21 protein-coding genes and 2 pseudogenes are annotated in these 23,869 nt (G+C 54.6%); 11 read left to right on the top strand and 12 right to left on the bottom strand.

All coding sequences use genetic code 11. From position 1 onward, the window contains the following. Positions 1-4 precede the first annotated feature (4 nt). Positions 5-955 carry a choline sulfate utilization transcriptional regulator gene (locus ACS5Q8_RS00190; protein ID WP_443696618.1) on the bottom strand — a complete coding sequence of 317 codons (951 nt, stop codon included), beginning with the start codon at positions 953-955 and terminating at the stop codon, positions 5-7. Between the two features lie 103 nt (positions 956-1,058). On the opposite strand from ACS5Q8_RS00190, the gene betC reads away from it, so the two are divergent. The 3 genes from betC (at position 1,059) to ACS5Q8_RS00175 (ending at position 5,240) form a co-directional block, all read left to right on the top strand. Further along, positions 1,059-2,573 (top strand): choline-sulfatase, encoded by a 1,515-nt coding sequence (betC, locus tag ACS5Q8_RS00185; RefSeq protein WP_465159724.1) that lies wholly within the window; start codon positions 1,059-1,061, stop codon positions 2,571-2,573. A gap of 15 nt (positions 2,574-2,588) precedes the next feature. Beyond that, the gene (choX, locus tag ACS5Q8_RS00180) at positions 2,589-3,512 is read left to right on the top strand and encodes a choline ABC transporter substrate-binding protein (RefSeq protein ID WP_276195592.1); all 924 of its coding nucleotides are present in this window, start codon (positions 2,589-2,591) and stop codon (positions 3,510-3,512) included. Between the two features lie 159 nt (positions 3,513-3,671). After that, positions 3,672-5,240, top strand: a complete 1,569-nt coding sequence (locus ACS5Q8_RS00175; protein WP_443693469.1) for a SulP family inorganic anion transporter — start codon at positions 3,672-3,674, stop codon at positions 5,238-5,240. A 114-nt stretch (positions 5,241-5,354) separates the two neighbouring features. On the opposite strand, the gene aroE is transcribed toward ACS5Q8_RS00175, so the two are convergent. Then, on the bottom strand, positions 5,355-6,173 hold the full coding sequence (gene aroE / locus ACS5Q8_RS00170) for a shikimate dehydrogenase (protein ID WP_276195590.1): 819 nt from the start codon (positions 6,171-6,173) through the stop codon (positions 5,355-5,357). Further along, entirely contained in the window at positions 6,173-7,105 is a 933-nt protein-coding gene (gene hemF, locus ACS5Q8_RS00165) for an oxygen-dependent coproporphyrinogen oxidase (RefSeq protein ID WP_443693471.1), read from the bottom strand. Before hemF ends, aroE begins: the two co-directional genes overlap by 1 nt. Before the next feature lie 160 nt (positions 7,106-7,265). On the opposite strand from hemF, the gene ACS5Q8_RS00160 reads away from it, so the two are divergent. Next, positions 7,266-8,243, top strand: a complete 978-nt coding sequence (locus tag ACS5Q8_RS00160; protein ID WP_253400248.1) for an NADPH:quinone reductase — start codon at positions 7,266-7,268, stop codon at positions 8,241-8,243. 129 nt (positions 8,244-8,372) lie between these two features. Here ACS5Q8_RS00160 and tsaC read toward each other — a convergent pair whose 3' ends face one another. Together tsaC and ACS5Q8_RS00150 are read right to left on the bottom strand one after the other, a co-directional pair. Then, positions 8,373-8,930 carry an L-threonylcarbamoyladenylate synthase type 1 TsaC gene (tsaC, locus tag ACS5Q8_RS00155; RefSeq protein WP_276195589.1) on the bottom strand — a complete coding sequence of 186 codons (558 nt, stop codon included), beginning with the start codon at positions 8,928-8,930 and terminating at the stop codon, positions 8,373-8,375. A gap of 54 nt (positions 8,931-8,984) precedes the next feature. Beyond that, positions 8,985-9,398, bottom strand: a pseudogene (locus ACS5Q8_RS00150) (DNA-processing protein DprA); the annotation flags it as partial. A 42-nt stretch (positions 9,399-9,440) separates the two neighbouring features. Between ACS5Q8_RS00150 and ACS5Q8_RS00145 the strand changes: the two are divergent. Next, positions 9,441-11,111: a recombinase family protein gene (locus ACS5Q8_RS00145; protein WP_465159723.1), complete on the top strand. Its 1,671-nt coding sequence runs from the start codon at positions 9,441-9,443 to the stop codon at positions 11,109-11,111. A gap of 302 nt (positions 11,112-11,413) precedes the next feature. Beyond that, a complete protein-coding gene (locus ACS5Q8_RS00140) occupies positions 11,414-12,862 on the top strand; it encodes a hypothetical protein (protein ID WP_465159722.1) in 1,449 nt (482 codons plus the stop codon). A gap of 31 nt (positions 12,863-12,893) precedes the next feature. On the opposite strand, the gene ACS5Q8_RS00135 is transcribed toward ACS5Q8_RS00140, so the two are convergent. The 3 genes from ACS5Q8_RS00135 to ACS5Q8_RS00125 all read right to left on the bottom strand — a co-directional run bounded on the left by ACS5Q8_RS00135 (position 12,894) and on the right by ACS5Q8_RS00125 (position 15,873). Then, positions 12,894-14,615, bottom strand: coding sequence for a replication endonuclease (locus ACS5Q8_RS00135; protein WP_465159721.1), 1,722 nt, complete (start codon positions 14,613-14,615; stop codon positions 12,894-12,896). Between the two features lie 345 nt (positions 14,616-14,960). After that, positions 14,961-15,503 (bottom strand): hypothetical protein, encoded by a 543-nt coding sequence (locus ACS5Q8_RS00130; RefSeq protein WP_465159720.1) that lies wholly within the window; start codon positions 15,501-15,503, stop codon positions 14,961-14,963. 1 nt (position 15,504) lies between these two features. After that, entirely contained in the window at positions 15,505-15,873 is a 369-nt protein-coding gene (locus tag ACS5Q8_RS00125) for a hypothetical protein (protein WP_465159719.1), read from the bottom strand. Positions 15,874-15,943: 70 nt separating this feature from the next. On the opposite strand from ACS5Q8_RS00125, the gene ACS5Q8_RS00120 reads away from it, so the two are divergent. Further along, positions 15,944-16,372, top strand: coding sequence for a helix-turn-helix domain-containing protein (locus ACS5Q8_RS00120; RefSeq protein ID WP_465159718.1), 429 nt, complete (start codon positions 15,944-15,946; stop codon positions 16,370-16,372). A gap of 162 nt (positions 16,373-16,534) precedes the next feature. Here the strand turns inward: ACS5Q8_RS00120 and ACS5Q8_RS00115 are convergent, their stop codons facing one another. The 4 genes and pseudogenes from ACS5Q8_RS00115 to ACS5Q8_RS00100 all read right to left on the bottom strand — a co-directional run bounded on the left by ACS5Q8_RS00115 (position 16,535) and on the right by ACS5Q8_RS00100 (position 19,489). Then, positions 16,535-16,948 carry a hypothetical protein gene (locus ACS5Q8_RS00115; protein ID WP_465159717.1) on the bottom strand — a complete coding sequence of 138 codons (414 nt, stop codon included), beginning with the start codon at positions 16,946-16,948 and terminating at the stop codon, positions 16,535-16,537. 29 nt (positions 16,949-16,977) lie between these two features. Beyond that, positions 16,978-17,874: a TIR domain-containing protein gene (locus ACS5Q8_RS00110; protein ID WP_465159716.1), complete on the bottom strand. Its 897-nt coding sequence runs from the start codon at positions 17,872-17,874 to the stop codon at positions 16,978-16,980. A gap of 88 nt (positions 17,875-17,962) precedes the next feature. Continuing rightward, positions 17,963-18,649: pseudogene (locus tag ACS5Q8_RS00105) on the bottom strand (DNA-processing protein DprA); the annotation flags it as partial. Positions 18,650-18,712: 63 nt separating this feature from the next. Next, positions 18,713-19,489: a peptidoglycan-binding protein gene (locus ACS5Q8_RS00100; RefSeq protein WP_465159715.1), complete on the bottom strand. Its 777-nt coding sequence runs from the start codon at positions 19,487-19,489 to the stop codon at positions 18,713-18,715. Between the two features lie 135 nt (positions 19,490-19,624). Here ACS5Q8_RS00100 and def point away from each other — a divergent pair, with 135 nt between their 5' ends. The 4 genes from def to trkA all read left to right on the top strand — a co-directional run bounded on the left by def (position 19,625) and on the right by trkA (position 23,857). Next, positions 19,625-20,131, top strand: coding sequence for a peptide deformylase (gene def, locus ACS5Q8_RS00095; protein ID WP_443699524.1), 507 nt, complete (start codon positions 19,625-19,627; stop codon positions 20,129-20,131). A gap of 69 nt (positions 20,132-20,200) precedes the next feature. After that, positions 20,201-21,154 (top strand): methionyl-tRNA formyltransferase, encoded by a 954-nt coding sequence (gene fmt / locus ACS5Q8_RS00090; protein ID WP_426101886.1) that lies wholly within the window; start codon positions 20,201-20,203, stop codon positions 21,152-21,154. Continuing rightward, positions 21,151-22,461 (top strand): 16S rRNA (cytosine(967)-C(5))-methyltransferase RsmB, encoded by a 1,311-nt coding sequence (rsmB, locus tag ACS5Q8_RS00085; RefSeq protein WP_443693475.1) that lies wholly within the window; start codon positions 21,151-21,153, stop codon positions 22,459-22,461. Before fmt ends, rsmB begins: the two co-directional genes overlap by 4 nt. Before the next feature lie 22 nt (positions 22,462-22,483). Further along, positions 22,484-23,857: a Trk system potassium transporter TrkA gene (trkA, locus tag ACS5Q8_RS00080; protein WP_247396765.1), complete on the top strand. Its 1,374-nt coding sequence runs from the start codon at positions 22,484-22,486 to the stop codon at positions 23,855-23,857. The last annotated feature ends 12 nt before the right edge of the window (positions 23,858-23,869 follow it).

Below are 23,869 nucleotides of genomic sequence, written 5' to 3'. Positions count from 1 at the left end.
AATCCTAGACCGCAATCGACGGCAGAGCCAGACCGGTCAGTGACTGTGCGCTGCGCGCCTGCTCCGCCACCAGCCAATCGACGAACCGCTCGACCAACTGCCCCCGGCGTTTGCGCTGCGGTTGCACCACGTAGTAGCCCAAGCGTGAGATCACCGTGTCGCTGATCGGCCGGCACAGCCACTTCTGTTCCAGCAGGTTGTCCACTAGGTGGCGCCAGCCGATGGCCACGCCCTGGCCGGCAATCGCGGCCTGGATCAGCAGGGTGTAGTTATCGAAGCGCAGTTGGCCGGGGGTCGGCGCGGTGGTAATGCCCAGCTCGCGGAACACGCCGCTCCAGTCGAACCACTGGCTGTTGTGTTCCTGGCGCAGGTGCAGCAACGGGCAGTCGGGCAAGGTCTGCACGGTCAGCGGCGTGGCTTGGTCCTTGAGCCACTGCGGGCTGCACACCGGGAACACTTCTTCATTGAACAGCCACAGGCTGTCGCCCTGCTTGAAACGGCCGTCGCCAAACAGCACCGCCACGTCGATATCGCTGCGCAACGTGGCGTGATTGCGTTCGCTGGTCACCAGGCTGACGTCGACCTGAGGGTTGGCCGCATGGAAGCGATGCAGGCGCGGCATCAGCCAGTAGGCGGCGAAGGCGAAGTCGGTGGCCACTTGCAGCACTTCGTGCTGGTCCTGCTGGGTGATCGCGCTCAGGCCTTGGTTGATGGTCTGCAAACCGCCCTGGACATGTTCGAACAGCAAGGCACCGGCATCGGTCAGCTCGATGCCACGGTAGATGCGATCAAACAGGCGGATCGCCAATTGCTCTTCGAGGCGCTTGATCTGCTGGCTGATGGCCGGCTGGGTGGTGCCCAACTCCATCGCCGCCGCCGTAAAGCTGCGGTGGCGCGCCGCCGCTTCGAAGGCGCGGAGCAAATCGAGGGATACATCGCCGAGGGCTTCATACATAAGCTGTGCTTATCCTAGACATTGCTTTTCATGGGCTTTACCCCATTTTCCATGGGCCGCATGCTCATTCGCATAAACAACGCCTATGGAATGCCGAAGACTCATGAAGCGCAAGAACATTCTTTTCATCATGGCCGATCAAATGGCCGCGCCGATGCTTCCGTTCTACGGACCTTCCCCGATCAAGTTGCCAAACCTCAGTCGCCTCGCCGAACAAGGCGTGGTGTTCGACGCCGCCTACTGCAACAGCCCGCTGTGCGCACCGTCGCGCTTTACCCTGGTCAGCGGCCAGTTGCCGAGCAAGATCGGCGCCTACGACAACGCGGCGGATTTCCCCGCCGATGTGCCGACGTATGCCCACTACCTGCGTCGCCTCGGCTACCGCACCGCGCTGTCGGGCAAGATGCACTTCTGCGGGCCGGACCAATTGCACGGTTACGAAGAGCGCCTGACCAGCGACATCTACCCCGCCGACTATGGCTGGGCGGTGAACTGGGACGAGCCGGGCGTACGCCCCACCTGGTACCACAACATGTCCTCGGTGCTGCAAGCCGGGCCGTGCGTGCGCACCAACCAGCTGGATTTCGACGAAGAGGTGGTGTTCAAGGCCCAGCAGTACCTGTTCGACCATATTCGCGAGGACGGCGACCAGCCGTTCTGCCTGACCGTGTCGATGACCCATCCCCACGACCCGTACACCATTCCCAAACCGTTCTGGGATCTGTACGACGACAGCGACATCCCTTTGCCCACAACGCCGGCCCAGGGCGACCTCGACCCGCACTCCCAGCGCCTGCTCAAGGTCTACGACCTATGGGACAAGCCGCTGCCGCCGGAGAAGATCCGCGATGCACGCCGCGCCTACTTCGGCGCGTGCAGTTACATCGACAGCAATGTCGGCAAGCTGCTGCAGACCCTGGACGACACCGGCCTGGCCGACGACACCATCATCATCTTCTCCGGCGACCACGGCGACATGCTCGGCGAGCGCGGCCTCTGGTACAAAATGCACTGGTTCGAAATGGCCGCCCGCGTGCCGCTGCTGGTCAGCGCGCCGGGGCAGTTCGCCGCGCGCCGTGTGACCCAGGCCGTCTCCACCGCCGACCTGTTGCCAACCCTGGTGGAGCTGGCCGGCGGCGCACTCGAACCGCACTTGCCCCTGGACGGCCGCTCGCTGGTCCCGCACTTGCAAGGCCAGGGCGGGCACGACGAAGTGTTCGGCGAATACATGGCCGAAGGCACCGTCAGCCCGCTGATGATGATTCGCCGTGGCGCCTACAAGTTCATCTACAGCGAAGACGATCCCTGCCTACTGTTCGATGTACACAATGACCCACGGGAACAGGAAGAACTCAGCCAGTCGCAGCAACACCGGGCGCTGTTTGCAGCCTTTCTGACTGAAGCGCGGGCCAAATGGGACATCCCGGCGATCCACCAACAAGTGCTCGCCAGCCAACGCCGTCGGCGCCTGGTGTTTGAAGCACTGAGCCAAGGCAAGCTGAAGAGCTGGGATCACCAGCCACGGGTGGACGCCAGTCAGCAATACATGCGCAACCATATCGACCTCGACGACCTGGAGCGCAAGGCACGTTATCCACAACCCTGCCAACACCCATAAAACAGAGGGAAAGCCATGCAAAAGTTGACTGTGGTGCTGGGCGTAGCGGGCATGGTGGCGTTGAGCAGCGCCGCCGTGTACGCAGACGCCCGTTGTGAGACGGTGAAGATGGCCGATCCAGGCTGGAGCGATATCGCCGCCACCAATGCCGTCGCCGGTTTTCTGCTGACAGGCATGGGCTACAAGGCCAAGGTCGACACCCTGGCGGTGCCGATCACCTTCGGCGGGCTCAAGGACGGCCAGGTGGATGTGTTCCTGGGTAACTGGATGCCGGCGCAGCAAGGTTTCTACGACAAGTTCGTGGCCAACGGCGATGTGGTGCAGTTGGCGAAAAACCTCGACGGCACCGAATTCACCCTCGCCGTGCCGAACTATGTGTGGGACGCCGGGGTGCATGACTTTGCTGATCTGAGTAAATTCGCCGACAAGTTCGACAAGAAGATCTACGGCATCGGCTCCGGCGCGCCGGCAAACCTCTCGCTGCAGGAGATCATCAAGAAGAACGACTTCGACCTGGGCAAATGGAAGCTGATCGAGTCCAGCGAACAGGCGATGCTCGCCGAAGTCTCACGGGCTGTGAAGAAACAGCGCTTCATCACCTTCCTCGGCTGGACCCCGCACCCGATGAACGTGCAGTTGAAAATGCATTACCTCAAGGGCGGCGAGAAGTACTTCGGCGACACCGGCAGCGTGTATACCCTGACCCGCAAGGGTTATGCACAGGCCTGCCCGAACGTAGGAAAGCTGCTGACCAACCTGAGTTTCACCCAGGCGATGGAGAACAGCATCATGGCCGAGGTGGCCAACAATAAGGTCAGCAATGCGGATGCGGCAAAAGCGTGGATCAAGGCCAACCCGGCAGTGTTGGACAAGTGGCTCGACGGCGTAAAAACCGTGGACGGCCAGGATGCGTTGGCGGCTGTAAAAGCCAAACTCTAAAGCCGGCCACTGTCCAAATGTGGGAGGGAGCTTGCTCCCGATAGCCGTCGTTCAGCCGATGCATGTGTGGCTGACTCACCGCGATCGGGAGCAAGCCCCCTCCCACAAAAGCCGGCGTGTACTGATACCCTGAGCCAAACCTTTCTATCCGAGTTTGCGATGCGCCGGCCCAACCGCCACACACTCTTTCCCTTCCTCAGTTGGCTGCCGCGCCAAACCCGCGCCAGCGTCGGTCGGGATGCAATCGTCGGCCTCAGCGGCGCGGTGCTGGCCTTGCCGCAGTCGATTGCCTACGCGCTCATCGCCGGTCTCCCACCGGAATACGGGCTGTACGCCGCGATCATCCCGGTGTTGATCGCTTGCCTCTGGGGTTCGTCCTGGCACCTGATCTGCGGCCCCACGGCGGCGATTTCCATCGTGCTCTACGCCAGCATCAGCCCCCTGGCCGTGCCGGGCTCACAGGACTACATCACCTTGATCCTGCTGCTGACCTTCCTCGCCGGAGTGTTCCAGTGGTTGCTCGGCCTGCTGCGCTTCGGCGCGTTGGTGAATTTCATCTCCCATTCAGTGGTGCTGGGGTTCACCCTCGGCGCCGCCGTGGTGATTGCCCTCGGCCAACTGCCCAACCTGCTGGGCCTGGATTTGCCGAGCCAGGCCACGGCGATCAACAGCTTGCTGGAACTGATCGACCATGGTGCCGAGTGGGACCACGCCTCACTCCTGCTCGGGCTGGGCACCTTGCTGGTGGGCGCACTGCTCAAATACCTGCTGCCGCGCTGGCCGACGCTGTTGATCACGCTCGCGCTGGGCAGTCTGGCCGCCTGGCTGTGGCCGGCGATGTTCGGGCATGTGGCACTGGTCAGCGCATTTATCGGCAAGCTGCCGCCATTCAGCCCGTTGCCGCTGGACCTGGACATGGTCTTGCGCCTGCTGCCCAGCGCCGTGGCGGTGGGCATGCTCGGGTTGGTGACCAGCCTGTCGATTGCCCGCTCGCTGGCGGCGCGCTCGCAGCAATTGCTCGACGCCAACCAGGAAGTTCGAGCGCAGGGTTTATCCAACATCGTCGGCGGATTTTTCTCCGGCTACCTGTCGGCCGGTTCCTTTACGCGCTCCGGCCTCAGCTATGAAGCGGGCGCCTGTTCGCCGCTGGCGGGAGTATTTTCCGCACTGTGGGTGGCGTTGTTCGCACTGTTTGGCGCGGCGCTGATCGCCCACATACCGATCCCGAGCATGGCCGCGAGCATCCTGCTGATCAGTTGGGGCCTGGTGGACCATCGGGGCATTCGCGCGTTGTTCCGGGTCAGTCGCGCCGAGTTCGTGGTGATGAGCCTGACCTGCATCGCCACCTTGCTGCTGGAGCTGCAAACCGCAATTTACGCCGGGGTGCTGGCCTCACTGTTTTTCTACCTCAAGCGCACCTCGCAGCCGCGGGTTCAGCAATGGCGCAACGGCGAGGAAGAGGTGCTGCGGGTCGGTGGTTCGATCTTTTTTGGCGCCAGCCATTACCTGCAAGTGCGCCTGCAAAGCCTGCAGGGCGAGCGGGTAGTGATCGAGGCGCAGCAGATCAACTTTATCGACTATTCCGGGGTGGAGATGCTGCACCAGGAAGCGCGGCGATTGAAAGCGCTGGGGCGCAGCCTGACCTTGCGCCGGGCCCGGCCGCAGGTCGTTGAGGAATTGAAAAAGCTGGAAGGCGCCGACAACTGCCCCATCCATTTCGAAGACTGAATACGATCAAAACTGTGGGAGGAGGCTTGCCCCCGATAGCCGTCGTGCAGCCGATGCATGTTTGGCTGACTCACCGCTATCGGGAGCAAGCCCCCTCCAACCTTTGGACGTGCGTTAAGCCAATTGGCGGCGCAGCTCGGCCAACACCGGCGCCGAATCCGGGCGCACGCCACGCCACAGGAAGAACGCTTCCGCCGCCTGCTCCACCAGCATGCCCAGACCATCCATTGCCACCGCCGCACCGTGTTCCGTGGCCCAGCGGCAGAACGCGGTCGGTTCCTTGGCGTACATCATGTCGTAGCAAAACGTCTTGCCCGGCGCGATCAGGCTGCCCGCAATCGGCGGTACATCGCCCGACAGGCTGGCGGAGGTGGCATTGATGATCACGTCCACCGGCTCACACAGCCAGTCGAAACCACTGGCAGACACCGGGCCCAAATCGTCGAACAACTCGGCAAGCATTTCGGCCTTTTCCACGGTGCGGTTGGCGATGATCAGCGACGCCGGCCGCTCGGCCAGCAACGGCTCCAACGCACCGCGCACCGCGCCACCGGCGCCGAGCAACAGGATGCGTTGACCTTGCAGGCTGAGCCCGGCATTCACCGTCAGGTCGCGCACCAGGCCGGCGCCGTCGGTGTTATCGCCCAGCAGGCGGCCATCGGCCAGCTTGCTCAGGGTGTTCACCGCGCCGGCGCGCTCGGCGCGTGCGGTGAGGGTGTCGGCCAGGCGGTAGGCGTCTTCCTTGAACGGCACTGTGACGTTGGCGCCACGGCCTTGCTGAAAAAACTCACGGGCAAACCCGATGAAGTCCTCCAGCGGCGCAAGCAGAGCGCTGTAGTCCAGTTGCTCGCCGGTCTGTTCGGCGAACATGCGGTGAATCAACGGCGACTTGCTGTGGCCGATGGGGTTGCCGAACACGACATAGCGGTCCATCAGACAGCCGCCTTGGGCGCAGCCACGCCGAGCCAGTCGCGGTCTTGCAGGAAGTAGTCGGTGAGGCGCGCTTCTTCGCTGCCGGCCTCGGCTTTCCAGTCGTAGCTCCAGCGCACCTGCGGCGGCAGCGACATCAGGATCGACTCGGTACGCCCGCCCGATTGCAGGCCGAACAAGGTGCCACGGTCATAGACCAGGTTGAATTCAACGTAACGACCACGGCGGAATTCCTGGAATTCGCGCTGCTGTGCGGTATAGGCCTGCGCCTTGCGGCGCTGCACGATCGGCAGGTAGGCGTCGATGTACGCATCGCCGATGGCACGGATGAAGGCGAAGCAAGTGTCGAAGTCCCATTCGTTCAAGTCATCGAAGAACAGGCCGCCGATGCCGCGCGGTTCGTTGCGGTGCTTGATATGGAAGTAGGTGTCGCACCAGGCCTTGTAGCGCGCATAAACGTCGGCGCCGAACGGCGCGCAGGCCTGCTCGGCCACGCGGTGCCAGTGGATGCAGTCGTCTTCGTTGGCGTAGTAGGGCGTGAGGTCGAAGCCGCCGCCGAACCACCACACCGGCTCCTCACCTTCTTTTTCAGCGATGAAAAAGCGCACGTTGGCGTGGGAAGTCGGAACATGCGGGTTGTGCGGGTGAATCACCAGCGACACCCCAAGGGCTTCAAACCCGCGCCCGGCCAATTCAGGGCGATGCGCACTGGCAGACGGTGGCAGGCCGCTGCCAAACACGTGGGAAAAGTTAACGCCGCCTTTTTCGATCACCGCACCGTTTTCGATCACACGGGTGCGACCGCCGCCGCCCGCAGGCCGGGTCCAGGCGTCTTCGATAAAGCGCGTGTCCGTCTCGAAGGTTTCCAGGGCGCTGCAAATACGGTCTTGCAGATCAAGCAGATAGGCTTTAACAGCCTCGGTGCGGGTAGTCATGGCATCACCTTGAATCGGGCAAAGCTACGCGAGGCCATTGGGCGTCGGCGGCAAATGGGCGCACAGGATACCACCGCACTCAGGTCCGTCGCAGTTGACGAAGATCAAGCTAAGGAGTCCGATAGGGCGCTACCCGAATTCGAACCCAGGAGAAGTGCAGATGGCCAAACGTATCCAGTTCAGCGCCCATGGCGGCCCCGAGGTGCTTGAGTATGTGGACTACACGCCAGCAGAACCAGGCCCACAGCAGGTTCGGGTGCGTAACGCCGCCATTGGCCTGAACTTCATCGATACTTACTTTCGCAGCGGCTTGTACGCGCCGCCGGCCTTGCCATCGGGCCTGGGCGCGGAAGGCGCGGGTGTGGTCGACGCCGTGGGCAGTGAAGTCACGCAATTCAAGGTCGGCGACCGCGTGGCCTACGGCAGTGGCCCGTTGGGTGCCTACAGCGAACTGCACGTATTGCCTGCCGCGAACCTGGTTCACCTGCCGGACGACATCAGCTTCGAACAAGCCGCCGGCGCGATGCTCAAGGGCCTGACCACGCAATACCTGCTGCGCCAGACCTACGAGTTGAAGGGCGGCGAAACCATTCTGTTCCACGCCGCAGCCGGTGGCGTGGGCTCCCTGGCCTGCCAGTGGGCCAAGGCCCTGGGCGTGAAGCTGATCGGCACGGTCAGCTCGCCGGAAAAAGCCGCGGTGGCCAAATCCCTCGGCGCCTGGGCAACCATCGACTACAGCAAGGAAAACGTCGCACAGCGGGTGCTGGAATTGACCGACGGCAAGAAATGCCCGGTGGTGTACGACGGCGTCGGCAAGGACACCTGGCTGACCTCGCTGGACTGCGCGGCGCCACGCGGCTTGGTGGTGAGTTTCGGCAACGCCTCGGGCGCGGTGGACGGGGTGAACCTGGGGATTCTGGCGGCCAAGGGCTCGCTGTATGTCACCCGGCCGACCCTGGCGACCTACGCCAGCAACCCCAAGGACTTGCAGGCCATGGCCGATGATCTGTTCTCGATGATCAAGAGCGGCAAGGTGCGCATCGATATCAATCAGCGCTTCTCGCTGAAGGACGCGGCCAAGGCGCAGACGGAGTTGTCGGGGCGGCGCACGACGGGGTCGACCATTCTGTTGCCGTAAGGCTTTGGGTTTCTGGCGTGGTTAAGGGCGCCATCGCGGGAAAGCCCCCTCCCACATTCGATCAGTGTCCGTCATGACAACACGGTCAAATGTGGGAGGGGGCTTGCCCGCGATGGCCACGACCCGGTCTCACGACGGCCGCACAACCTCACCCGTCACCAGGTCGCGGATCAGGCTTGGGTTCTTGCGCCCACCGAGGGCGCCACCTAACACCAGATCGACCTGGCCACGGAAGTACTGCTCGACGCGAATCCGCGTGCGGGCGGCCGGGCGGCCCTGGGGGTTGGCCGAGGTGGAAATCAACGGCCCGACCAATGAGCACAAGTCACGCACCAGCGGATGGTCGCTGACCCGCAGCGCCACGGTGTCATGCACCCCCGTGACCCATTCCGGCAACAGGTTCTGATGAGGCACCAGCCAGGTATTGGGCCCCGGCCAGGTGCTGGCCATGCGGTCGATCCAGTCTTGCGGGAAGTCTTCGAAGAGAAAATCGAACTGGCGGATATTATCCGCGACCAGGATCAGGCCCTTATCCACCGAGCGGTTCTTGATCGCCAGCAGCCGGTCCACTGCCGCTTCGTTCCACGGGTCACAGCCCAGGCCCCAGACCGCCTCGGTTGGATAGGCAATCACCGCGCCTGCGCGAATTTCTCGTGCGGCTTCCAGCACACGCCACCTGTTGACCATTGCTCACTCTCCAGACTAAAGCTCTGCGCAGTTTACCGATCTTCGTTACAAAACCTAGCAGCGCGCGAGCCAGCGCCCGCTTTCGCAGACCACCTGGCCTTCCAGCTCCAACTCGGTGAGTGTCGCCAGCACCTGGGACAACGGCCGCCCACTGGCAATCGCCAAGGCTTCGCTGGTGTGCGGCGCCGCGTGCAGCAGTGCAACCAGCGGATGGGTCACCGGCATCGGCACCGGACGCGACAGCGCCTGCCACCCGCGCAAGCCTTCAAGAATGTGCTCGATGGTTTCCACCAACACCGCGCCATCGCGAATGAGCTGATGACAACCCTTGGCCCCTGGATGATGGATCGAGCCCGGAATCGCATACACCTCGCGCCCTTGCTCGGCCGCGAGCCGCGCGGTGATCAGCGAACCGCTGGCCATGCCGGCTTCCACCACCAGCACGCCGAGCGACAGACCACTGATCATCAGGTGTTATAGTTTTCCGAGTAATTTCAGGACGTTTTTATCATGCCCAAAGCATATGCCTACATAAGATATTCCCGTGCCATTCAGCAGACCGGGGACAGTGAACACCGTCAATTGACGGCTCTGGACTTCTTTGAAACGTCCACAGGAACGACCATCGCAGAGGTCGTATACGACAAGGGTAAATCGGCATTTCGAGGTGACAACGCCCGGTCGGGCAATTTCAAAGAAATGCTGGACCGGATGGACAGTGGTGCTATTCGTGCAGGTGATTACCTAGTCGTTGAAAGCATCGACCGAATCACACGCCAACGCGTGCTTGATGGTGTCGAGCTTCTCCAAGGCATTTTGAAGAAAGGCATCAATATTTACACCACTGTTGACCAAAAAACGTATTCATATAGTGACCCATCGCGAGACTTTGAAAATCTCCTGATGATTAGCCTGATTGCAAAGAGAGCCAATGAGGAGAGTGAAACGAAATCTGGGCGTTTGCTCTCTGCCTGGAAAGCCCGTAAGGCAAAGGCAGAAAACGGCGAGGTAATCATCAAGAAGGGAAAGTCCATTCCTTACGGTTTGCGAGTGGAAAAAGGTAAATTTGTTATACATAAAGAGGAGCAAAGCGAAATAAAAATGCTCTTTGAACTGTTACTTCAATTTGGACTTAATACTGCGATTACAAAAATAAACGAAACGTCTCTAAAAAAATGGAACAATGGTACAGTTAACAAGCTGATTAAGCATAAAACCGTCATTGGATGTATGGCGACACATCGCATTGAATATACAGCCGATGGTAAAGCCAGGAAAATATTAACTGGGTTTATCGAAAACTATTATCCTAACCTTATAGAACCTGGCATGTTTTATAAGGTTGTTGATACTATGTCAAACCGCAAACAAAAAAACTGGTCTGGTAGAAGAACAGAGCAGGACTTCAATATTTTCAAACACTGTATATATTGCGGACAGTGCGGTGGAAAAATGTACTACGACCACAGGGGTAGCAGATACAAAGGAAAAATATATCCCTTTTTCAAGTGCGACAACTCTCGAGTTCAAAAGCATATTTGCACGGCAGATAATATTCGTTTCGAATATGTATTTGGCTCTTTGCTTGACTGCATACAGCTAATTAACAGAATTGCACGGGACATTACAAAAGATTTTAAAGGCATTTCAACGCAAGCCCGATACTTAAACCCTAGAATCTCTAATCTTTTGAAGGTCAATGATACCAAGCAGGGTTTGGCTCTGGAAGAGAAACATAAATTGCTGGTAGCTCGAAGAACAAAGCTTGATGACATGAATGCACGAATGATTGAAGCAGATTATAAAGTACCCACTGCATATATCAAAGAAATGTCCAATATTGAAATTGAGATTGATAGCTTAAAGAAAAGCGTTGCACTTCTAGAGAGTGCTCAACATGAAAGCATAGATATTGAAGACACTAGGTCTGTGATTGATTTGTTCCAAACAGACGACGGTCGAGCGAAACTGAACTCATTTTTCAAATCTAATGATATTGTCTTCTATGCTTCCCATTTTAAAGATAATCGGCAAACAAAATTTAAAATGCATCGTAAGAACGCCGATGTGGATGAAATAATTTCTGGAACTGAAAAAGTGTTTCCTTTGAAAAACATACTGCAAGAATTCGGCCTTGAAGATTTACAATCCATGTTCAACCTTAAACCCCATCATGATTAGTGCTTTTAAAGCCAAAATTAAAATTTAGGTTTTAAAAGCACTCCACTTAAGGTCTAAATATTTGCCGTATAACCCAAAATCATTACCATCAATATGGTATTTTATATTGTAGTACGTGGAGAGTAACTCGCTACACTTTCCGCCACACTTTTGCTACGCAAAAGATGAGGCTTCAAGTTAGCTCATGCTTGTCAGCAGGACATAGCAGAAATCAAAAACAAAGCACCACTCGGTACAATTTAGAAATATCGCATTTACGCGTATTTTAAAAATCTTATAAAGGAAAAACATATGGTGAAATAATGAATACAAAAAAAATAATAACGATAATTTATAGGCACCTAAACTTTAAAAATGACGGAAAAGGCAAGGCAAAACTTTTGAAATCTCTAGCTCACTCACTTCGGATTTCTCCCACCATAGAAAACAAGATTAAGCAAACTAAAATCTTAGAATGGGACGAAAACTTATCCCATACCAATTTGATTTACTCTCCTCTTTTAGGCGCGAAAGCTCTACGATTAAATACACTAACAGAAGAACAGAAGGTACAAATTCAAAACAGCTTCATTGTGAAAGTTAACAATGAGCAGAATTTGAAAGATAAGAGTTCTGAATCTCTTGATGCCTTGAGGAAATACAAAGCGAAAATTAACAAATGGTACAACTCATTAACTGGTGGGCCTGACTCATTAAAAGACTTCCTTTTAAAAGTTATTAATGAAAAGGAAGTGATTGATGTAAGACACATGACGGACTTATTAAGCCAATTTGAGTTCTCTCGTAAAAATCAGAAAACAGCGACTTTTGAAAAATATCTAGAGCTTCATAACCACTCTATTAAAAATAGGTCTGATATTTCCCGAAGCAAAATCATTGTCCAAGAAGCATTTTTCAAAATACCTAAACGTAATGGGGTTGAGGTGTCCACTACAGACCTCATCACAAACATACACTTGTTTTATAAGAATAACTTTCCAGACTATCCAATTAAGCTTATCGTTTTCCACGGCGACGAAATTGGACATCATCCTCATATATTTGTAGATGCGCGAAACAGACGCACTGGTAAATACGATTTACTTACCGCCCAAAAAAAATTTGTGAATGACAATATTGATAAATTAAGACGTGAGTATCCTGACGCCGAACCCCTGGACTTTTCTAAACGAGAATATCTAACAAAAAAACTTCAAGCTCAATATTTTCAGTCGTTATTTTATCAGCACACAAACATGATGCTCGACAAATACAACATTCAAGCTAAAAAGCTTGAAAAAACTAGAGAGCATAACGCGCGCATGGCGGTGATTGAAGAAGATGCAAAAAAGCCAAAAATTGAGAGAGCCGCAAGTTTTTGGAATAAACAAATTATCGACCTAACTGAAAAGCTGAACAATCAACGTGGTGGACATAAAACACTACTCAATGAAAAAATAAAGTTAGAAAACCAGATAAAAGATAGGATTTCAGAAAGAACAATCTTAGACGAACTTATTTTATTAAAAAACGAAAAACTCAACAGTTTTAGGACCCAATTTGAAGAGTTTGCTTCATCTGTAAGCGACTTTGTATTAACCTTTTTTAAAGACCTATCACGAGACGAGGTGAATAAGCGAAAAGAAAAGGTACAAAGCTCTTATGAAATTCTTGAAAGAAAATTAGACGCCGACCAGCTAATTGAAAAACTCGCAAACAATTTGAATGCCAAAAATGCATCTACTCTACGCTCTGTCAAGAATACTTCATGAGTAGGTGATATTGGCTACGTGATAACAAACTTCACATATTGCCAACTTTAGTTTTTAACTGGCAATCGAATTTTGTTTGCAAGCATTCATCTGTTCCGATGACCCGATACCCCCACTTGATTTTTCTAATAAACTCGAAGCCACTCCAAGAAATCGTTTCATGCTCTATAATTACAGGCTTAACATATTCATTTGCGTATGCGCAAAACTCCCAAAATCGACCAGCCTGCCTTAATTCCGCCAGTTTTAAAAAAACTGTGTTTTTTAGAGTTAGCTTTAACACATTAAGCTCTTTCCCAAAAAATCTATCATAAGTTCTCCAAAGCATGGTTTTAGTTTTTCCAAAAAAACCGTACATTCGATAACCCCATAACCTAGCGACCGCTTTGTTTTTCATAGATTCGTCAGATTTTTCGCGAAGACTTTTGATGACATATTTTGTTATGTAGCTTGCTGGACTCGCTGCTTTTTTTCCAACTTTATCAGCCTCCTCTTTTGAAACTCGCACAATCCGAACAGCATTAGAGCTGTGTGCATAATGCTTGTTGATCAGCATAATCAGATCATCTTCTTGATTTGGATGGACGAAAAACATGGAATGCATATGAACGCACTGGTCTTTGTGAGCTTCTTTACACCACATTCCCAGCGTATGAATTTCATGGCGCTCTCTGTCTTTGTTGAGAGCTACTAGTCGATTAGATAGCCAGTCGGACGCTTGCCTCGGTGTCGAACCATTCCAGCTATTCTTTCCGCTGGTTGGGTTTGAATGGTATTCAGACGGGCAAGTGAACGTAGTAAAAAGAGCTATATAACCTTTTTTGTCTGCCTCTTTCTCTAGGTCTTTAACTTTCATATAAATTTCTGAGGATTTGCGTTCATCTGTCAGAGCAAATTTTGCAAGGGGGATTTTTTCTTCTTTTCCATTCCTAACATACACGACCTCTGTATTATCAATAAATTCCTGTTGTTCAATATCTCTTTCATTCTGATATTTAAGCAACTCATCGCTGCAATACAACTCACCAGTCGTACCGATTTTTCGGCCTTTCAGCAAATGCAACTCGCGCTGCTTCCTCGCCACTCGCTTGATAATGCGATTTAATCTATTGAACGTTCGTTTGTCTTTTTTATCTATTGCTTTGTCTAGGAATGCCATGTCCGAAGCAAAGTCTAGGGCTTCATTAGTAACAAAATACTCATTCAACTTATCGAAAATTGTCCCTGCGCAGCGGAAGTCTGTAAACCTTACGGACTTATAAATCTCAATGCTTTCCAACTCCTTTTTCAAAGAAGGGCTGTCACTAGCTTTTAAAATGAGAATCTTCAAATGTGAATCAGCAGACAAATAACCAAATAGCTTATTTATAATGTTAGCTAAAGCAAAAGTCTCTTTTTGATAATCGTCAATTTTATCTTGGTATAGGAAATGGTTTGCTTTCTTTGCCCGAATAACGTGAGTCTTTGGTTTTTCAGAGTTTTTGACTATTTCAAACGCACCAAGTGATATAGCTTCAACCTTGTTCAAAAAAGGTAAAGTAACTATCTGGTCATATGAATATTCGAGGTCAAACGTTTTAGTCGCATTATTGAATTGAGAAATGATAATCTTGAGTTTTTGAACAAGCTCAGAAATTGATATTTCTTTCTTTTGATAAAGTTCGGCATCAGCATGAATCTCCTCAAGATTCTCTTTGCTTATTGCTTTTTTTCTATTTATAAATGGTATAGTTGAGGTATAGTTATTTTTCATTTGTTTTAGTTACGTGTGGTAACTTAATTATAACAAATAAAAAATAAACACAAGGGCCGAGGGGCTCTTTTTTATCATCTATATTTTAATGCTGTCGCATCTATATAACACTGTCGCATTTATATAAATAAAGCGGGTATCCAAGCAATTCCAAGATTTGCATTGCGCTCATCATGAAGTAATTATTGAATGCGACAGTTATTTTAGAATTATCCAAGAGAAGCAAAATCAAAAGCCTGAAAGCTAGGCAATAGCATTCGATGCAAGAAATTTATAGAAGGCAGCAGATTGGCCTGCTGCCTTTTTTGCTCTTAGAAAATCATATCCTTATATTTGGGATTCCGTTTAGAAAGCGTATGGGCTTTTTTTGTCTCGTCTTGAGACATACTTCTTAATTTTATCTACTTGCTCTAGTTTAGTCATAGACGTAGGGCTGTCGATTAGGAATAATTGTTTTTCGTCATCCATACCTATATCGAACTCATAAGGGCGCTCGTCGTTACGGTTCATTTTTTCTATTCGAATAGCGTGATTATATTTACTGGGTTTGAAGGTGCTGACCTGTTTCGGAAGCTCGAAACCGTCTTTAAATGCTCTTACAAGCACGAAGACCACACCGCTTATATCACTAGAGCTTCCGGTATAATTCACGGAATTTGAAGCCATACGTTCGATGACATAAGCATATTCAGTGCCTTGCAAATCGAATTTCAGATAACTAGACTTTCCGGCCTGGTCTAAAATTTGGTTTCCTAAACCTTGTATGTCAGCACTTGTCTGATTATCTTTGTAGCTTCCGTTCATCGAGAAAACCTGCTCTGCTTGAACAAAAGTAGGCATGGCGAAAATCGACGCTGAAAGTACAAGCCAACTGATTTTTCGTATCATTTCAAAATCCCTTTATCATCATAGTAATTGACACGGCCGCTATAATAATGAGCGTCCACATAAACACTCTATCTCTTTGCTCTTGGGTAAATTTGTTGACGAATTTTGTGAGCGCATACATTCCCCAGGCTAAAGGAATCAGCATGAAATATCCGAGGCCACTCTGGAATTGTTGAGCTGCTGCAAAAATCAACACGCAGGGAATCAGGTATATCACTTGAAGAAGATTGCCTTTTAGACTCACTTCTTTTTTATACGTCTCGCGCATTTCCCTGCCATGAGCTTTGTCCTTTTCGTTGGCCTGAAAATGGGTCTCGTGCTTCTGCCCATCATGCGACCTGTACCAGCCTTCATCATCCCGATTTGCCATTCCTTAACCCTCGACCTGATTGCCCCGATGGGCCTCTGACAGACGTAGTGATGGTCGTCTGCTGCTCACGATGAATTCTACGCATGCCATCGTATTTATGACAATAAAATCGATGGCACAGAGCGTTGGTGGATGTGGATTTTTACAGTTAAGTGCACGTTTGAAATGTGTGAGCGGGCTGAATACTGTGATTCTTGCAAAAGCGATAAAGCGATTCAGGGTCGCGAAAGGAATCACCCAAGTAGAATTGGGGATTAGGTCAGGATTCGACCCCAAAACAATAAGTCGCTATGAGACAGGTGAATACGTCCCAACCATTGAGGCGGTGTACAAATTTGCTGAAATTTTAGGTGTGCCTGTAAAAGCGTTTTTCACCGATTTTGAAAGTGAGATTGAGCAAAGGGCTTTTCTCTTTGAAGTTATCCGCAACGCTGATGCTGAAGAGCTGAAGAGGCTCGTTGACTTAATCGGAAAGGCGCGAAAGACACCTAAAATTTAGCAAAAACTATCCTAATCCTTTGGTACATGGCACATGTAGGACGACCAATGACAACGGGCATGAATCCCCACCTGCCCTCGGCCAGGAAATACAACGCCCCATCACCTAAAAATCATGTGGGAGTTGTTTGTTATTGATGGATTGCACCATTTGAACTTCAGCTTACTTCAGGATACTTACCGCTAAAGCCGATAGCGAAACAAAAATGGCCAATAATGAAATCCAAGTGGTTGTGAAAAATTTGCTTTTCTCTGATTGAAGGCCCGCCAGAACGGAAGACATCATAGGAAAGTGAATACAGTGAACGTCCCTTCCCACTTGTAACGCAAATAGCGGGACTTTAGATTTTTGTATATCGTCATTTGCATATGAATGTAGCTTATTCAAATGATTGTAAAGGCGACCAAAAACGATGCCGGCATCTACATTCAATTTAGAAGCTATCAGCTTAATGTCGATGGGCATATATGCTTTGCTATCACGCCCATTTTCTTCTCCCTCTCTAAAGTTACTATATGCTTCGTAATATTCTTTATAGATTGAATTTAAAATCTCTAAGTCGGTTGGTAGCTTCATATTTTCCTCCCGAAAAATCACATTAGGCTTTAGAACGGTATGTCGTCATCAAAAGAGACAAAAGACTTGTCATTGGGCTTGGCGGCTTTCTTCGCGGGTGCTGGCTTTCGGGATTCTTTAATTTCTGTTTCGTTAGATAGAATATAATCTATCCCGTCAGGAGTTACCGAATACACATAGTATTCGTATCTGCCATCAGCACACACGGCTTTCTGAATGAGCCCTAGTCGCTCAAGCTTAATTACTGCAATAGAGAAAAAATCGTGCGGGTTAGATTCGTTGAATATCTCGCCGGAATTCACGCCTTCTACGTTATGCAAACCCTTCTCGAAAATTTCTAACAGTAAACGACATTCGTTATTGCCGACTTTATAATCAAATCCGGTTTTCTTTGTGCGAGCTTTAATGATATTCGTATCGTCCGTCGCCAAACCAAGTCGTAAAATTTCTTTTTTAACTTTGTTACATGGGGCGTTCACTGCTTGTGTCAGGTCGTTATCTGAACGATTTCCATCAAAGTCAGCCGGAGTTAACCCTAATAGGTCGGTTGGGAAGTGAAGGTCAATACCTCGGGGTTTGATAATGAAGCAGCGCTCTTTTGTTAGACTGCCGATAAAAAGCCCAAGCTCAAAAAGCACGTTATCTCTTACCACAATATGGCTTTGCTCTCGAATTGTAGATACGTCATCCGGTGTGAAGACGAAAATCGCAAAGTCTACCGTTCTAGCCTTTTCCATCAGGCTGTCTATTGTGAAACTCGAGAGACTGAAACCATCCTTCCAGTGAACAATCTCGGCGTCATAGTCGAGGCACTCATTGATAGCATTAGCTACACCAAGGCCTTCAACTGAAGAGGCCAAAAATATCCGGGGTTTCCTCATTTTTACCCATCCGTGTGCATGGTGAATTGACCATTTTTTGAGCATAGCGAAATGCCTCCATCATCACCACTGTGTTGCGTGCATGCAGGTGAATTAGCCTGGGTTTTTCACTCGGAAAAATCGTTTACCGAATCATGATGCGGTTGCGCCGAGGGAAATTGCCGGCCTGGGGCGCGGCGTCCAGCGGAAACTCGGAAACCACCGCGCTGCCCTGGGCAATCATCGCTGCCGCGAGGCGTCGGTGGCGCTGTGGATAAAACTTTTCCAGGCCGGTGCCGAGTACGCCGATTGTCTGCCCGCCGACCTCCAAAGCCGCTTGATGCGCCGCACCGTCAATGCCCAGAGCCAGGCCGCTGGTGATGACAAAACCGGCGCTCGCCAGGCTGCGGGAAAAAGCCGCGGCGGTGTCCATGCCGGGACGCGATGCGCGGCGGCTGCCGACCATGGCCAACTGGGGTTTTTCCAGGATCGAAGGGTCGCCGGCAACGAATAACAACGGCGGTGCGTCATCGATCTGGGCCAGTAGTGCGGGGTACTCAGGCTGGTCCCACATCAGTAAATGCTGGGCCGGACGCGCCAGCCAGGCCAGCGCCACGCTCGCGCCCTCGCGGACTTCATGGCTGCGCCGGGCCTCGGCACTGATGGCGGGCAACCCGAGCGAGCGCCAGGCGCTGGCCGGCGCGCTGAGCGCCTTCGAGGCGCAGCCGAACGCGTCGATCAACAGGCGAAAACGCTTCGGGCCCAGTTCCGGCAGCCGGTGCAAACGTAGCCGGGCTTCCAGTTCTGCCGGGGAAATTTCACTGTTGTTTATCGGATACATCTGATCATCCTTGACCGGAACAAGCTGTGGATAACTCTGTTGGTAACTTATTTAGCAGCCTATTTATTGCGTTTGACGGGCAGTCTCGAAACGGTCCATCACCGCCAGTGGCCGCGAGGCACTGAGGACCAGGCCGTAACTGAGCTTTTCATAGGTGCGAAACACCAGCAGCGTGCCGCCGCGCTCATCGGAAAGTTTTACCTGGGCGCCGCTGAGGGCGTCGCGTACCGTGGCGCCGGTCTTGAGCACGCTCAGCCGTTGGCCTTCGACCAGGCCGTCGCGGCGGCCTTTATTCAGGGTCACGGCATCCAGCACGCCGATCTGTGTAACGCCCCTGGGTACGTCGATGATGTGCCCTTCAATAAACGGCACTGCCTGCGCGCCTTCCAGGCTGGCCAGCGCAACGGGCGGCTCGGTAAGGAGTAAACGGTCGCCGGGGCGCACTTCCTGGGTGACCCGCTGCACGGCAAGGGTGGTCAGGTCGCCGGCCATCACCCAGCGCGCGGTGCCGATGTCGTCGGCGTTGATCCCCAGTAGCTCCTGGGTTTGGGGGTCGGTGTAGACCTTGCCTCGGCGGAAGATCCCGTAACTGGGCTGGGCCGGGTCCATGACGCCGCGGGCATACACGCGCTCGCCATCAGCCCCCAGCACACGCCCGGCCTCTGCCGCGACAACGTAGGGCGCGTTATCGAGATCGAGAGGCGAATCGAGGATGCGATTGTGTAACAAAAATTGCTGGATGGCCTGTTGCGTCGGTTGATCCAGGCGCGGGCCAGACCGTGGAAGCAGGGCCAGGGCGAACGGGGCCCAGAGCAGCAAGATGAGTAGCGATTTCCTCATGGGGTCAATCTCCTTTATTATGTACGTTCGCGTGAAACGCCATAGCCTTCGCGGCTTCCGAGCGTTCCACACCGGCCGTGTGGGTCCATCCCAACGCCGATTTGCCTTTACCTCACATGTGCAGCAATTACGCTTATGGCTATTTTGAACATCCTCGAATTCCCCGACTCGCGCCTGCGCACGATCGCCAAACCAGTGGCCGTAGTGGACGACAACGTTCGTCAGTTGGTCGATGACATGTTTGAAACAATGTATGAAGCCCCGGGCATCGGCCTCGCCGCGACCCAGGTCAACGTGCATCAGCGTGTCGTGGTGATGGACCTGTCCGAAGATCGCAGCGAACCACGGGTGTTCATCAACCCCGAGTTCGAAGCGCTGACCGACGAAATGGGCGAATATCAGGAAGGCTGCCTGTCGGTGCCGGAATTCTACGAGAACGTCGAACGCCCGGTGCGCGTGAGGATCAAGGCCCTGGACCGCGACGGCAAGCCTTTCGAGCAGGTTGCCGAAGGCCTGCTGGCGGTGTGTATCCAGCACGAATGCGACCACCTCAACGGCAAGCTGTTTGTCGATTACTTGTCCACGCTCAAACGTGACCGGATCAAGAAGAAGCTGGAAAAAAAGCACCGCCAGCAAGCTTGATGCCCTTCTTCCAAAGGCTTGCTGCGGCAAGCCTTTTTCTTTTGTGACTGCTTTTAACCGAGAACGCCCATGACCGAGCCACTGCGCATTGTTTTTGCCGGCACACCCGAATTTGCCGCCGAACACCTCAAGGCGCTGCTCGCCAGCCCTTATGACATCGTCGCGGTGTACACCCAGCCGGATCGCCCGGCCGGTCGCGGGCAAAAACTGATGCCGAGCCCGGTCAAGCAACTGGCGCTGGAGCACAACATTCCCGTGCTGCAACCGCCGACCCTGCGCAACGCCGAGGCCCAGGCTGAGTTGGCCACGCTGAAACCGGACCTGCTGGTGGTGGTGGCCTACGGTTTGATCCTGCCCCAAGTGGTTCTCGATATCCCACGCCTGGGTTGCATCAACAGCCATGCTTCGCTGCTGCCACGCTGGCGCGGTGCGGCGCCGATCCAGCGCGCCGTGGAAGCGGGCGACAGCGAAAGCGGCGTGACCGTGATGCGCATGGAAGCGGGCCTGGATACCGGCCCGATGCTGTTGAAAGTCAGCACCCCGATCACCGCCGAAGACACCGGCGGCAGCCTGCACGATCGCCTGGCCGAGATGGGCCCGCCAGCCGTGATCCAGGCCATTGCCGGGCTCGCCGCCGGCACCCTGGAAGGCGAGGTGCAGGACGACAGCCTGGCGACCTACGCGCACAAGCTGAACAAGGACGAGGCGCGCCTCGACTGGCGCCGCCCGGCCGTGGAACTGGAGCGCCTGGTGCGCGCGTTCAACCCGTGGCCGATCTGCCACAGCACCCTCAATGGTGAAGCCTTGAAAGTACTCGCCGCCACCCTGGCCGACGGCAAGGGCGCCCCCGGTGAAATCATCGGCGCCAGCAAAGACGGCCTGCTGGTCGCCTGCGGTGAACAGGCGCTGTGTCTGACCCGTCTGCAATTGCCCGGCGGCAAGGCGCTGAATTTCAGCGACTTGTTCAACAGTCGTCGTGAGAAATTTGCCGTGGGCACGATACTCGGGGTGGTCGCCCAATGAACCCGCGTCTGGCCGCCGCCAAGGCCCTGGCCGCCGTACTCAACGGCAAGGCTTCGTTGAACAGTTCACTGCCGACCCAGTTGGATAAGGTCGAAGACCGCGATCGCGGTTTCACCCAGGACCTGGCCTTCGGCACCGCGCGCTGGCAGCCGCGTCTGTCGGCGCTGGCGGCCAAGCTGCTGCAAAAGCCGTTCAAGGCGGCCGATGCCGATGTGGAAGCGCTGCTGCTGGTGGGCCTTTATCAATTGCTCTACACCCGCGTGCCGGCCCACGCCGCCATCGGTGAAACCGTCGGCTGCGCCGACAAGCTGAAAAAACCCTGGGCCAAAGCCCTGCTCAACGCCGTGCTGCGCCGTGCCCAACGTGAAAGCGAAGCGCTGCTGGCCGAACTGGAACATGACCCGGTGGTACGTACCGCGCACCCGCGCTGGCTGCAAAAATCCCTGAAAGCCTTCTGGCCCGAGCAATGGGAAGCCATCTGCGCGGCGAACAATGCGCACCCGCCGATGATCCTGCGGGTCAACCGTCGCCATCACCGCCGCGATGCTTATCTGCAATTGCTGACCGATGCAGGCATCGCGGCCACGCCGTGCGTGTACAGCCCCGACGGCATTGTGCTCGAAGCCGCCACCGATGTGCGTAGCCTGCCGGGCTTCGCCGAAGGCTGGATCAGCGTGCAGGACGAAGCCGCGCAACTGGCGGCCGACCTGCTCGACCTGGCCCCGGGCCAGCGCGTGCTGGACGCCTGCTGCGCACCCGGCGGTAAGACTTGTCACATCCTCGAAGTCGAAAAAGACCTGGCCGGCGTCGTCGCCGTCGACCTGGAAGCCAAGCGCCTGGTGCGTGTGCGGGAAAACCTCGCACGCCTGGGCCTGAACGCCGAGCTGATCGCCGCCGACGGCCGCGACACCGCCACCTGGTGGGACGGCAAGCCGTTCCAGCGCATCCTGCTCGATGCGCCGTGTTCCGCCACCGGCGTGATCCGTCGCCACCCGGACATCAAGCTGACCCGCCAGCCCGACGACATCGCCGCCCTCGCCGTGCTGCAAGGCGAACTGCTCGACGCGTTGTGGCCGACCCTGGAAGTCGGCGGCATCCTGCTTTACGCCACCTGTTCCACCTTGCCCACCGAGAACACCGAGGTCATCGCAGCCTTCCTCGCCCGCACCAGCGGCGCACGGGAGCTGGACGTCGCTACGGCAGCCGGCATCAAGCAGCCCCACGGTCGCCAATTGCTGGCGCAAGAAGGCGGGCACGATGGCTTCTACTACGCCAAGCTGATCAAGATCGCCGCCGCACGCGGCTGAACGGTTTAAAGGGAGTGACCGGATGAAAATCATCATCCTTGGGGCAGGGCAGGTCGGTGGCACGCTGGCCGAACATTTGGCCGGCGAAGCCAACGACATCACCGTGGTCGACACCGATGCCGAGCGCCTACGCAACCTCGGCGACCGCCTGGATATTCGTACCGTACAGGGCCGTGCGTCATTTCCTACGGTGCTGCGTCAGGCGGGTGCCGACGATGCCGACATGCTGGTGGCCGTGACCAACAGCGACGAGACCAATATGGTCGCGTGCCAGGTCGCCCACACGCTGTTCCACACCCCGACCAAGATCGCCCGGGTGCGTGAAGCCGCCTACCTGACCCGCGCCGGCCTGTTCGACAACGATGCGATCCCGGTGGACGTATTGATCAGCCCGGAGCAGGTGGTCACCCACTACATCAAGCGCCTGATCGAAATTCCCGGCGCCTTGCAGGTGATCGACTTCGCCGACGGCAAAGCGCAACTGGTCGCCGTGAAGGCCTATTACGGCGGCCCGTTGGTCGGCCAGCAACTGCGCCAGCTACGCGAGCACATGCCGAATGTGGAAACCCGCGTGGCGGCGATTTTCCGGCGTGACCGGCCGATCCTGCCCCAGGGCGACACGGTGATCGAGGCCGACGACGAAGTCTTCTTCATCGCCGCCAAAGCGAATATTCGTGCAGTGATGAGCGAAATGCGCCGTCTCGACGAGACGTATAAACGCATCGTCATCGCCGGTGGCGGGCAGATCGGCGAACGCTTGGCCGAGGCGATCGAGAGCCGCTACCAGGTGAAGATCATCGAGATGAGCCCGGCGCGCTGCCGGCATTTGTCCGACACCCTCGACAGCACCGTGGTCCTGCAAGGCAGCGCCTCGGACCGCGACCTGCTGATGGAAGAAAACATCGCCGACGCCGATATCTTCCTGGCCCTGACCAACGATGACGAGGCCAACATCATGTCGTCGCTGCTGGCCAAGCGGCTGGGGGCGAAGAAGGTGATGACCATCATCAACAACCCGGCGTATGTCGACCTGGTCCAGGGCGGCGATATCGACATCGCCATCAGCCCGCAGTTGGCCACCATCGGCACCTTGCTCACCCACGTGCGCCGTGGCGATATCGTCAGCGTACACTCCCTGCGCAGGGGCGCGGCGGAAGCCATCGAGGCGATCGCCCATGGCGATTCGAAGTCAAGCAAGGTCATCGGCAAGGCCATCCGCGACATCGGCCTACCGCCGGGTACCACCATCGGCGCGATCATTCGCGATGAAGAAGTAATCATTGCCCACGACGACACGGTAATTGCCACCGGCGACCATGTGATCCTGTTTTTGGTGGATAAAAAACATATCCGCGATGTGGAGAAGCTGTTCCACGTGGGGCTGAGCTTTTTCTGATTAAACGGAGTA

The sequence above is a fragment of the Pseudomonas sp. PAMC25584 genome, assembly GCF_058135675.1.
The sequence above is the reverse complement of the archived record's forward strand: the minus strand, read 5'-3'. Positions and strand labels throughout refer to the sequence as shown.